This window comes from Streptosporangium sp. G12, from assembly GCF_052983175.1.
Genome location: NZ_JBRIQO010000016.1, coordinates 240,897 through 252,077, shown reverse-complemented (window position 1 = coordinate 252,077; position 11,181 = coordinate 240,897). Strand labels below are relative to the sequence as shown.

Here is an 11,181-nt window from a genome sequence, read left to right as displayed (position 1 = left end):
AGTTAAGCTCTTCAGCGCCGATGGTACTGCACCGGGGACGGTGTGGGAGAGTAGGTCACCGCCGGACAATCTTTTGAGGGCCTCCACCGTTGGTGGGGGCCCTCAGGCATGTCCGGACCCTTTTTCCGGCCTGTTCCCGGGCTCCTTTTCCGGGACCTGCCGGCGACCCGTTCCGGGGCCTGTTCGGGACCGTTGCGGGGTCTGCTCGGGGTCCTGTGCGACACCTTCCCCACGGGAAAATTCCGAGGCCTCCCGCTTTTCTCTGAGGTTCCTTGATTTCTACGAGGATTGCCCGAGGCGCTTGGTTTCTCGGGATTCCTGGGTTTCCAGGGAGTTCCGGGAGTCCAAGCCTTCTGGCTTCGAGGTTTCAGGTATGCCCAGGAGGGGCCTCCGCCACAGGTAGAGGCCCTTTTCGCGTTGTAAAGGCGTTCTCTGGGCGATTTTCGGTTCTGTCTCAGCCCTCATGGCAAATGCGACGACCGTCGGGTAAGACGGCTCCCTGGTTCTCTCAAGAACCGCTCACAAAGGCTCCGCCGCTGTGTCCATGATCATTTGTGGGTGCCGAGGGAAGGGCGTGTGGACTTTCAGGGGCTTGCTAGGCTGGACAGGCCGGGCCACCCCACCTGCGGGTGGCCTTCGTCGCGCCAGACCACGATAGGGCGGGGCAGCGATAGCGAACGGGGCGCACCCCGCGGCCGGAGACCGCCCGCACAGCGAATCGTCCCATCCGATCGAAGAGACGGGACGCGCTCGCAGAGTGAGCCAACGAATGGACCAGAAGTGAACAGTGACAACGGGCCTGAGGGCGCCGGCCGACGCGAAGAGGGCGAAAACCGCGGATCTGGTGGCCAGGGAGGCCACCGTAGCGATCGCGCAGGTGGTGACAGGGGACGTCCGGGCGACGGTCCCCGATATGGTGAGCGCCGAGAGGGGCGCCCGAGTGGTTCTTACGGCTCTCGTGATCGTGGCGACAGGCCGTCTTACAACCGTGACGACCGTGGTTCCGGCCGCCCTGCGTTCAACCGGGACGACCGTCCGAGTGGCGGACAGAGGCCCTCAGGGCCGCGTGGTGAGGGTCAGCGTCCTTATGGTGACCGCGACCAGTCCCGCGGTGGTTCTTACGGCTCTCGTGACCGTGGGGACCGGCCGTCTTACAACCGTGACGACCGTGGTTCCGGCCGTCCCCCGTCCAACCGTGACGACCGTGGTGAGCGCAGGCCCTTCAATCGGGACGATCGCTCCGGCGGCGGGTATCGCGGTGATCGTCCTTCGTTCAATCGTGACGATCGTGGTTCGGGTCGTCCGCCGTTCAATCGCGATGACCGTCCCGGTGGGGGGCGTCCGCCGTTCAACCGTGATGATCGCGGTGGTGAGCGTCGTTCGTACGGTGACCGTGACCAGTCGCGCGGTCAGTATGGTTCGCGTCCCGACAGTGGTGAGCGCAGGCCGTTCAACCGTGACGATCGTCCCGGTGGGGGGCGTCCGCCGTTCAATCGCGATGACCGTCCCGGTGGTGGCTACCGTGGCGACCGCGGTGATCGTCCTTCGTTCAACCGTGACGATCGTGGTTCGGGTCGTCCGCCGTTCAATCGCGATGACCGTCCCGGTGGGGGGCGTCCGCCGTTCAACCGTGATGATCGCGGTGGTGAGCGTCGTTCGTACGGTGACCGTGACCAGTCGCGCGGTCAGTATGGTTCGCGTCCCGACAGTGGTGAGCGCAGGCCGTTCAACCGGGACGATCGTCCCGGTGGGGGGCGTCCGCCGTTCAATCGCGATGACCGTCCCGGTGGTGGCTACCGTGGCGACCGTCCCGGTTTCAACCGTGACGATCGTGGTGGTGACCGTCCGGCGTTCAATCGCGATGACCGTGGTGAGCGCAGGCCGTTCAACCGGGACGACCGTCCCGGTGGAGGGCGTCCCTTCGGGAACCGTGACCGCGACGGTGAGGGGTCCCGCACCCGCTACGGCCGTGATGACCGGCCGGGTGGCCGCGACGAGGCTCCCAGCGGCCAGCGCGAGGAGTTGCCGGAGCTCGCCCCGGACATCACCGCGGAGGAGCTCGACAAGGAGATCCGCGAGGAACTACGTTCCCTTCCCCTCGACCTCGCGGAGCTGATCTCCCGCCACCTGGTGGCGGCCGAGAGGGCTCTCGGCGAGGACGACGCGGAGCGGGCGTACGAGCACACGAAGGTCGCGCGTCGCTTCGCGGCCAGGATCGGGGTGATCCGCGAGGCCGTCGGCATCGCGGCCTACCGCGCAGGCCACTTCTCCGAGGCGCTCAGCGATCTGCGCGCGGCTCGCCGGATGACGGGTTCCGACTCGTTCCTGCCGATCATGGCGGACTGCGAGCGCGGCCTTGGCCGTCCCGAGCGCGCCCTTGATCTGGTCCGTTCCAAGGAGGCCGAGCGGCTCGACCGCGTCGGCAAGATCGAACTCGCCATCGTGGAGTCCGGTGCCCGGAGGGATCTCGGCCAGAACGACGCCGCGGTCATCACCCTCCAGCGCCTTCCTGAGCTGCGTGACACCCGTCCCCAGCCCTGGTCGGCCCGCCTCGCCTTCGCCTACGCCGACGCGCTGTCGGTGGCCGGTCACGAAGGGCCCGCCACCGAGTGGTTCGGCCGGGCGATGGCCTTCGACGAGGACGGCGAGACCGACGCGGCCGAGCGTTACGCGGAGCTGACGGGCGCTGTCATCGAGGATTTGGAGGAGGACGACGACGAGGACGGGGAAGTCATCGACGATGACACCCGCCCTCGGGGTGATGCCGATGCCGAGATCGATGACGAGATCGACACCGGTGACGGCGATGTCGATGATGACATCCATGTCGACGACGACGCCGACATCGACGACGTCGCGGCTCTGGACGCGGAGATCGAGGACGAAGACGATCTCTTTGACGACGAGTTCGGCGCGAACCGGCCCGTCGCCGGTGATGCTCCTGACAACGGCTCTTCCGACGAAGAGGACTCACCCGAGAACGTCTCCTCCAAGACCGGCTCTTCCAGGAACGAGACGGTCGATGCCGAGCGGAAGGTTGAGGAGAAGCCCGGCAAGGTGGAGCGCGCCGTCGGCCCGGCCTTCATCGAGCCTGACTTCGGCGACATTCTCAGCGACGCCCCCGATGTCGACTCCGACGGAGACGACGATCTGGACGAGGATCGGGGCGGGGACGAGCAGGGCCGGGATCGTCAGGGCAAGTCCGAGAAGAAGTAGTTCCCGGGGACCTTCACCGCATTCCGGGTGGGCGAGCTGTGCACCCGGAATGCGGAAGGCGCCTCCAGGGTGATCCTGGACCTTACGGGACATCTTCTTACGGCTGGACCCGGTCCAGCCAGTGCAGGATGCCGGCCACGTTGGACGGGGCACCGCTCAGCAGTTCGAACTGCTCGGCGGTCGCCTCGTCCGCTTTCAGGGCCGCGTAGCGGTCGCGAGTGCGCTCCCTGACCATGGCGACAGCGTGATCCAGATCCATGCCCTCCGTGTGAGCCTGACGGGTCAGATCGACCCAGACGCGAAGCTCCTCGGCGGAGCGTCCCAGGATCTCCTCCACATCCGCGACCGGTCCGTAGTGACTGAAGAGCAGCCTCTGCGGACCCAGCGCCCTGAACAGGGCGATCGAGTCCAACGCGGTACGCAGGTCGAAGTCCGGCGGGGGCGTGGCGGGGCGCAGGTCACCCGTCTCAGGAAGGTAGACCCCGGCCGCGTCGCCGACGTAGAGGTCTCCGGTGCCGGAATCGATGAGTCCCACATGGTGTCTGGCGTGGCCCGGTGAGTAATGGCTGTTCAGAGTACGTCCGTTGCCGAGGTCGATCGTGTCGGTGTCGCCGAGGGCGCGAATCCGTGAGGCCTCCGTGGGGGAGAGTTCGCCGAACAGGGTGTCCAGTTTGTCGCCCCAAACCATTCGCGCGCTGGCCATCAGCCTGGACGGATCGGCGAGATGCCGGGCACCCTTCTCGTGAACCACGATCTCCGCATCCGGGTAGAAACCAGCGATGTCGCCGACCCCGCCCGCGTGGTCCAGGTGGATGTGCGTGACAACGACCGTGGCGAGATCTCCTGGGCCGACGCCCAATGAGGTAAGGGCGTCGCGTACCACGGGAGCGGAGGTGGAGGTGCCGGTCTCCACCAGGCAGGGACGGTCTCCGAGGATCAGGTATCCGGCCGTGATGCTGGAGTATCCGGCCATCCTCGTGTCGATCTCATAGACGTCCCCACCGAGGGCGGTGATGTTTTCCACGGGCCACCTCATAACTGGAACCGGCGTCCACAGAACAGTATTCGGCCATTTCGGCGCAGCTCAACATCGTAGAGAGTCCTTCTCGACCGGCAGGATCGAGGAGGATCACATGGATCGTAACGAGGTCATTCTCGTGGGCCGCCTACCTGAGGCGGCCCACATCAGGTCGTTGCAGAGCGGGAGCAGGCTCTGCACCTGGCGCCTGATCGTCCGGCGGCAGCACCGCGGGAGTGGAGCCCGGGTCGACACCATTCCGTGCGCGTCGTTCGAGCTCGAGGTGATCGAGGCCGTGGCCGGTTGGCTGCCCGATGACATCGTCGAGGTGACGGGTTCGCTGCGCCGCCGCTGGTGGGGAAGTGAGGGGGCCAAATCGTCCGGGTACGAGGTCGAGGTGCGTTCGGTGAGGCGTCTCGAGCGCAAGGTCACCATGATCCTGACCGGCGACGAGGAAGTTCCGGCGCCCGCCCCGCCTCGGTCGGTGCGCTCACTTGTGCACGCGGGGCAGGGGGATACCGGGCAGGGCGTGGGACCGCGGCTCACCTCGGTCAAGCCTGACCTCACCTCATCCAGGCCGAGTCTCGCTCCGGCCGGACCGGATGTCACCGCGGTCGGAGGAGCGGATCCCACCCCGGGCGGACCGGATCTCATCGGGCTGGATTCGGTCCCGGTCGGGCCGGGTCTCGTTCCGGTCGGGCGGGATTCGGCTCCGGTCGGGCCGGATCTCATCTCGGTTGAGCGGGATCTCGCCTCGGCCGGGCCTGACCACCTCACCTTGGTCCGACCGGACCTCGCTCCGGAACCGAAACCGGAACCGGGAACCGTGGAGGCGTCGATGCCGGGCCGCCCGCAGGTGCCTCGCCCCGTGACGCGCGCGGGCGCGGTCTCCGGAGCGGGCAAGTGAGCGATGTCCTTCTTCCTGCGCGTCCAGCACCCCGGGATCCCGGATTCTCTCAGAGAACCTGGCTTCCTCTCAGGCTCGGTCTCCTTGAACTCTCAGGAGCCGGGCTTCTCGAAGGGCGGGTTGCTCGGGGGCGGTGTCCCCGCCGGGGTGAGCAGGCGCAGGACCAGACCGGTCCTGGGCTTCGGGCCGAAGGAGGTGGATTTGCGAGGCACCCGCTCTCCCTGAGCTGCGACCGCGAGCACATCGTCGACGGCAAGCGGGCGCAACAGCACCGCGGTCCCTCCGGAGGCCCGTGCGAGCCGTACGGCGGCCTCAGGGTCGTGGTGGACGATGCGCACCGACGACTCGTCGTCCCGCATCCCCCAGACCTTCGGCAGGAGAAACTCCGCGAGGATGGAGGTGTTCAGCGCCCGCCACCCGGTCGAGCGCTCGGCCGGCATGGCGTGTTCGAGCTGAGCGGGGTCAGGGTCGGTGAGAAGGTGGGTGAACTCGCCGGAGGACAGCAGATAGGCCGGTCCGCTGGTCTCGTCCAACGCGGCCAGGCCTTCGGTCAGGTCCGCGTACTCCTGCACCCGCCACGAACCCTTGGCCTTGGCCAGCGCCTCTTCAAGTGGCAGTTCGGGGATGACCCGGTGGATGGCCTTCAGATCCGGCGGATAGGCGCTGGAGTCCACCAGGAGCGCAAGACCGAAGTCCCACGGTTCGGGCTCCACGGAACTCGGCGGCGTCACCGATTTCACGGTTTCCGCCCGCTCCCCGGTCGTCCCCGCCGTGCCGGCAGTATCGGCAGTGCCGGCAGTGCCGGCAGTGACCGTCGCACCACGCGTGATGGCGGCACGGTGTTCCCGCTGGAGTGCGAGGTAGGTGGCGTAACGATGGTGCCCGTCGGCGATGAGGGCTTGGCGGGGGCGGAGGTCGGCGTCGATGGAGGCGAGTTCCTCACTGTCGGTGACGGCCCACAGCCGGTGCCTGACCTCGTCTTCGGTCCTCGCCTCCGCCAGCGGAGGCCGGGACGCGGCGACATGGTCGACGAGGCGGGTGGTGGCGCCGCCCGCGCCGTCGTAGAGCAGGAAGATGGGCTCGAGGTTGGCTTCCGTGGTGCTCATCAGTGCCAGCCGGTCGGCGACCGGTCCCGGCATCACGTCCTCGTGAGGCAGGACGATGTGCAGCTCCGGACCGGCCAGGCCCACGTCGCCGATGATTCCGCGCTGCAGGACCCCGGGACCCGACTGCTCATAGACGTAGACCGCGGGCGTCTCGTCGGCGGCCAGCACCCCTGAGGAGAGCCATTGGTGAAGCGTCTCTCGCGCCTCGACGTATCTGTGCTGGTCGGTGCCGGGAAGGATCAAACGCACCACGTTGTTGGGATGGGTGTCGAGCAGCTTTCGCACGCCGGCCTCGTCGATGAGGTCGTAAGGCGGTGAGGTGACCCCGGCCAGATCGTTGACCGTGAACCGTACGCCGCGAAACGGGCGTAGCACCAGCCCGCCGGGTATCGGCAGTTCAGGATTCGCCATAGAGGGCATGCTGCCATAAAGGCCTGAAACGGCCGGGGGCCGCTTCGAGTCCGTGGTGCCCGGTCCGTCAGGGAATCGGCCAGATCTGTCGTCTGTCGATGAAGGAGGCCTCACATAATGGTCCAAGGACGTGGCGGTCCGTCTGATTCCCCCAACCCCGAGACGGGCGCTCCGGTCGGGGACGTCTACGAATGGTTTCAACGAGGGATGAGGCTGCTGGCCGAGGGCAGTCCGGCGGCGGCGGCCGCGCTGCTGGAACGGGCGGCCGACGCGGAGCCGGAGTCACGGAGCATCCGGGAGGCCCTCGCCAGAGCACAGTTCAACTCCCGGCAGTACGCCGATGCCGTCGACAGTTTTCGCTGGATCATCGATGCCAATCCGGCTGAGGACTATGCGTATTTCGGGCTCGGACTCGCTCTCTGGCGTACCGGTGACATGGAAGGGGCTCAGGAGCCGCTGGCCATCGCCGTCGCGATGCGCCCCGACCTGCGGCACTACGTTTCCGCGCTGAAAAGCGTTCGCGCCACGTTGCGCGCCCGCAGGATGTGATCCATGCGAGTACACCGCCGTGATCCCGCGTGCGCAGGATGTGATCCATGCGAGTACACCGCTGTTGTGCGCCGAACGTGATCCGTGCGGGCTTGCCGGTGTGGCCACGGGTGTCCGTCGCAGGTGAATCCATACCGGCCTGCCGGTGCGGCCCGCGGATGCTCGCCGGATGTGATGCGGATGGGTTCGCCGGATGTGATCCGGACCGCTCCGTCGCATGGACCCGTGCGGGTGGTGGAACGCGGGTGATGAAATGGGCCAGTGGACACGAATACGCTGATCGACCCGTACGACACTCTTCTCCTTGATCTCGACGGGGTGGTGTACCTCGGGCGCGACGCCGTACCGGCGGCTCCCGAGGCCCTGAGCCGGGCGGCGGAACGTGGTGTGCGCCTCGCCTACGTCACCAACAACGCCTCGCGCACCCCCGCCGCCATCGCCCAGCACCTGCGTGCGCTGGGCGCTCCGGCGGCCGCCGAGGATGTCGTGACCTCCGCCCAGGCCGCCGCGCGGCTCGTGGCCGAGCGGGTCGAACCGGGCGCCGCGGTGCTGGTCGTCGGCGGGATGGGCCTGCGCTCCGCACTGCGCGCCCACGGACTGCGTCCGGTCAGCACCGCGCTGGACGCCCCGGCCGCGGTCGTCCAGGGCATCGCTCCCGATCTGTCCTACGGCCTGCTGGCCGAGGGAACGCTCGCCGTGAGAGAGGGAGCCCTCTTCGTCGCCGCCAACGCCGACTCGACCATGCCGACCGGCAGGGGCGAGCTTCCCGGCAACGGCGCGATGATCAGGGTCATCGCCACGGCGACCGGGGTGGAGCCGATCGTCGCGGGAAAGCCCGAGCCGCCCCTGCACCGGGAGTCGATGCTCCGTACCGGATCGCGGCGGCCCCTGGTGGTCGGTGACCGGCTCGACACCGACATCGAGGGGGCGAACAACGCCGGGGTGGACAGCCTGTTGGTCCTGACCGGGGTGGCGAGCCCGCTCGACGTGCTGACCGCCGTTCCACGGCACCGGCCCACCTACATCGCCGGTGATCTGTCCGACCTGCACAGGCCCTACCCCGAGGTGCGGCGGATCGGGAACGGGTGGACCTGCGAGGGGTGGACGGCCCGCTGGGAGGAGGGCGCGCTGACCCTCGAGGGCGGAGGTGAGCCGCTCGACGGGCTCCGCGCCGCATCCGCCGCCACCTGGGAGGCGGTGGGCGAGGGCCGGGCGGACGAGGACGTGGTGAAGGCGGCGCTCGACGTCGTGCTCTCGCGGCCCACCCCGCGCTCCGGCTGAGACGGCCGCCCCAGCTCTCTGACCCCTCTCGTCTGGGATCCACGCGGATCTCGCCTGGGATCCACATGGATCCCAGGCGATGTCGCGACGATGACCGGAAGGCCGTGGCCGGACCGGCCGCCGTCGGCCTCGGTGGCTCTCCTCTCGCGTGATCCCCCCGAGTCTCCCGCGTGATCCCGCCCGAGGGCGGGATCCTCAAAGGAGTTTGCGCAGGCGAAGGAGGTCGCTGAAGCTGGCGTCGACCTTGACCCGCCCGCTGAAGACGGCCCGCCCCATGTCGAGTTCCCCGTTGACCAGGGAGATGAGATCGTCGCTGCCGATGGTCAGTTTCACGTCGACCTGCCTGCCGTCGTTCGCGGGCAGATCCTCGAAGGGGCCCAGGCCGCCATGGTGGATGCGGCCGTAGAAGGTGACGCCGAGATCCTTGACATGGCAGCTGATGCTGCGCTCGACCACGTGCTTGGCGCGGCTTTCCTGGTCAACCTCGTCGAACTGCTCGCCGAGTTTGCGCAGTGCCACCCGGCACTCGTCGACGGTCGCCATCGCGTGGCGCTCCCTTCTCTCCCTGACCGATCCGAATCCTTTTCAGGTACGGACGGTAGCGTTCCACATGGGTACGGCATGCAATCCGGCGCGGGGGTGCCGGAGAAAGAGGCTTCTGCCATGGTGTCGAACGTCACGCGGGTACGCGTTGGCGGTCGCCGACCTTAATGGGATGACAACGAGCGAGCCCCTTGCGATAGTTCACGGTTTACCCATTTTTGGAGAACCCCTTCCCTCCTGGTCCACGCTGGGCGGGGCGACGTCGGAGCGCTCTGCGCGGGACCGGCCCGATCAGGAGGGAAGCGCCGGCGTCCAGGTTCCCCGGGTGGCGCGGGAAACCCCGACACGGAGGCGGGGAGGCAGCGAGCGCGGGCACGGTGAAGCCGGAAAGGGGGAGAAAGCCCGCCGGGGCGACGAGGGGCGCGGGTTCCGATACGGTCGGGGAATCCACGGGCGCGAGGCCGGCGAGCGTCGTGCTCGTGCGGTGGCGGCCGTGTTCGTACGGAGGAAGGGCCGCGGAGGCGGCTACGAGGGCCGAGGCGGCCAGGAGCGGTGCCGGAGGGGGCGCATGACGGACCTGCTGGAAGAGACGGGCGAGACGGGCGAGACGGGTGACGAGCGGGTGGAGGCCGCGCTGGGCGGGCTCACCCGTCTCGGTGCCCTGCCCGTCTCGGCGCACGCGGACGTCTTCGAGGAGGTGTTCACCGGACTGGAGCAGGCGCTCGCCGCGGTGAACGACGTCTCAGGACGGGAGCTCGCCGCGGTCGGCGACATCCCGGGGCGGATGATCACCCCGGCGCACGGCGTCTCGGGGCGGGGGCCGATCCTGGCGAGCGCTGTTTCGGGAGTGGACGGCCTTTCGGGACAGGGACCGGCCCCGGCGCACGGTGTCTCCGGGCAGGGGACGGCCTCGGCGGACGGCACCCCGGACCGGCGCCCGTGAGCCGGCGTACACGCCTCGACAGCGAGCTCGTCCGCCGGAAGCTGGCGCGGTCCCGGGAACAGGCGGCCCAGCTCATCGAGACCGGCCGGGTCAGCGTCGGCGGCCAGGTCGCGGCCAAGCCCGCGACCCAGGTCGACACGGCCTCGGCGATCGTGGTCGCGGAGGCGGTGGAGGGACCCGACTACGTCTCGCGGGGCGCGCACAAGCTCCTCGGCGCGCTGGAGGCCTTCGGCCCCCTCGGCCTCACCGTCGAAGGACGTCGTTGCCTGGACGCGGGTGCCTCGACCGGAGGCTTCACCGACGTGCTGCTACGCGCCGGAGCGGCCCACGTGCTGGCCGTCGACGTCGGGTACGGCCAGCTCGCCTGGTCGCTGCGGACCGACGACAGGGTCACGGTCATGGAGCGGGTCAACGTCAGGGACCTGAAACCCGACATGGTCGGCGAGGCTCCCACGCTGATCGTCGGTGATCTCTCTTTCATCTCCCTGCGTCTGGTGCTGCCTGCCCTGGCCCTGTGCGCCGCCGGGCGGGCCGATTTCGCGATGCTGGTCAAACCCCAGTTCGAGGTCGGCAGGGAGCGGGTCGGCGCGGGCGGGGTCGTCCGCGACCCGGGACTTCGCGCCGGGGCCGTACGGGATGTGGCCGAAGCCGCGCGAACCCTCGGCCTGAGCGTGCGAGGGGTCACCGCGAGCCCGCTGCCGGGTCCGTCCGGCAACGTCGAGTACGTCATCTGGCTGGGCAAGGGAGAGGGCGCCCCGCCGGTCCCCGACCTTGACGCGGAGATCGAGCGGGCGGTGGCCGAAGGCCCCCGATAGGTCGTTCTCGGCCCTGGGCTCAGGCTTCCGGGCTCCACGCCTCCCGGGTCTCCCTGCCTTACAGGCTTCCGGCTACCTGGACGCCGTCGGCGCCTGGGCGACCCGGGAGAGTGAAGACGTGACATCCTCCTCACCGTCCCCGGAGTCCCTCCCCGGAATTCACTCCCCGGACGGAGGGGATTCCCGCGATCATTCATGAGAGTTCCCGATTCACCGCCGGTCGCCCGCCAGGAGAAATTCCTTGAGGTCCTACCCCAGCTCCACAGGCGTCTCACCTCTTCGCAGGTCCGGCGGGGGCACCGCCGGGCACACTCGTAGTGGCCCGGTCATCGCCGGGCACGGTACCGAAACGTGCGGCGCCACGCCGCGTCTCCTCTCCCACCTCGGGTCCC

At 68.7% G+C, this 11,181-nt stretch carries 10 protein-coding genes and 1 rRNA gene; 8 read left to right on the top strand and 3 right to left on the bottom strand.

From position 1 onward, the window contains the following. The 3 genes from rrf to ACVCAG_RS24990 all read left to right on the top strand — a co-directional run. A 5S ribosomal RNA gene (rrf, locus tag ACVCAG_RS25000) occupies nucleotides 1-67 on the top strand; the annotation flags it as partial. 720 nt (nucleotides 68-787) lie between these two features. Further along, nucleotides 788-2,116 carry a hypothetical protein gene (locus ACVCAG_RS24995; protein WP_447190363.1) on the top strand — a complete coding sequence of 443 codons (1,329 nt, stop codon included), beginning with the start codon at nucleotides 788-790 and terminating at the stop codon, nucleotides 2,114-2,116. Then, nucleotides 2,023-3,216: a hypothetical protein gene (locus tag ACVCAG_RS24990; RefSeq protein ID WP_440085034.1), complete on the top strand. Its 1,194-nt coding sequence runs from the start codon at nucleotides 2,023-2,025 to the stop codon at nucleotides 3,214-3,216. Before ACVCAG_RS24995 ends, ACVCAG_RS24990 begins: the two co-directional genes overlap by 94 nt. 97 nt (nucleotides 3,217-3,313) lie before the next feature. Here the strand turns inward: ACVCAG_RS24990 and ACVCAG_RS24985 are convergent, their stop codons facing one another. After that, nucleotides 3,314-4,252, bottom strand: coding sequence for an MBL fold metallo-hydrolase (locus tag ACVCAG_RS24985; protein WP_440065987.1), 939 nt, complete (start codon nucleotides 4,250-4,252; stop codon nucleotides 3,314-3,316). Nucleotides 4,253-4,349: 97 nt separating this feature from the next. Here ACVCAG_RS24985 and ACVCAG_RS24980 point away from each other — a divergent pair, with 97 nt between their 5' ends. Then, nucleotides 4,350-5,141: a single-stranded DNA-binding protein gene (locus ACVCAG_RS24980; protein ID WP_447190362.1), complete on the top strand. Its 792-nt coding sequence runs from the start codon at nucleotides 4,350-4,352 to the stop codon at nucleotides 5,139-5,141. Nucleotides 5,142-5,233: 92 nt separating this feature from the next. On the opposite strand, the gene ACVCAG_RS24975 is transcribed toward ACVCAG_RS24980, so the two are convergent. Beyond that, nucleotides 5,234-6,658: a DUF1015 family protein gene (locus ACVCAG_RS24975; protein ID WP_447190361.1), complete on the bottom strand. Its 1,425-nt coding sequence runs from the start codon at nucleotides 6,656-6,658 to the stop codon at nucleotides 5,234-5,236. Between the two features lie 117 nt (nucleotides 6,659-6,775). On the opposite strand from ACVCAG_RS24975, the gene ACVCAG_RS24970 reads away from it, so the two are divergent. Both ACVCAG_RS24970 and ACVCAG_RS24965 read left to right on the top strand, forming a co-directional pair. After that, the gene (locus tag ACVCAG_RS24970) at nucleotides 6,776-7,207 is read left to right on the top strand and encodes a tetratricopeptide repeat protein (RefSeq protein ID WP_362698617.1); all 432 of its coding nucleotides are present in this window, start codon (nucleotides 6,776-6,778) and stop codon (nucleotides 7,205-7,207) included. A 261-nt stretch (nucleotides 7,208-7,468) separates the two neighbouring features. Further along, nucleotides 7,469-8,488 (top strand): HAD-IIA family hydrolase, encoded by a 1,020-nt coding sequence (locus tag ACVCAG_RS24965; RefSeq protein ID WP_440085031.1) that lies wholly within the window; start codon nucleotides 7,469-7,471, stop codon nucleotides 8,486-8,488. Nucleotides 8,489-8,683: 195 nt separating this feature from the next. Here the strand turns inward: ACVCAG_RS24965 and ACVCAG_RS24960 are convergent, their stop codons facing one another. Beyond that, nucleotides 8,684-9,031 (bottom strand): SCP2 sterol-binding domain-containing protein, encoded by a 348-nt coding sequence (locus ACVCAG_RS24960; protein WP_440065991.1) that lies wholly within the window; start codon nucleotides 9,029-9,031, stop codon nucleotides 8,684-8,686. 568 nt (nucleotides 9,032-9,599) lie between these two features. Between ACVCAG_RS24960 and ACVCAG_RS24955 the strand changes: the two genes are divergently transcribed. Together ACVCAG_RS24955 and ACVCAG_RS24950 are read left to right on the top strand one after the other, a co-directional pair. Beyond that, complete coding sequence (locus tag ACVCAG_RS24955) at nucleotides 9,600-9,974, top strand: hypothetical protein (protein WP_440085030.1); 375 nt, start codon at nucleotides 9,600-9,602, stop codon at nucleotides 9,972-9,974. Further along, nucleotides 9,971-10,789 (top strand): TlyA family rRNA (cytidine-2'-O)-methyltransferase, encoded by an 819-nt coding sequence (locus ACVCAG_RS24950; RefSeq protein ID WP_440085029.1) that lies wholly within the window; start codon nucleotides 9,971-9,973, stop codon nucleotides 10,787-10,789. The genes ACVCAG_RS24955 and ACVCAG_RS24950 overlap by 4 nt, the downstream gene beginning before the upstream one ends. Nucleotides 10,790-11,181 lie beyond the last annotated feature (392 nt).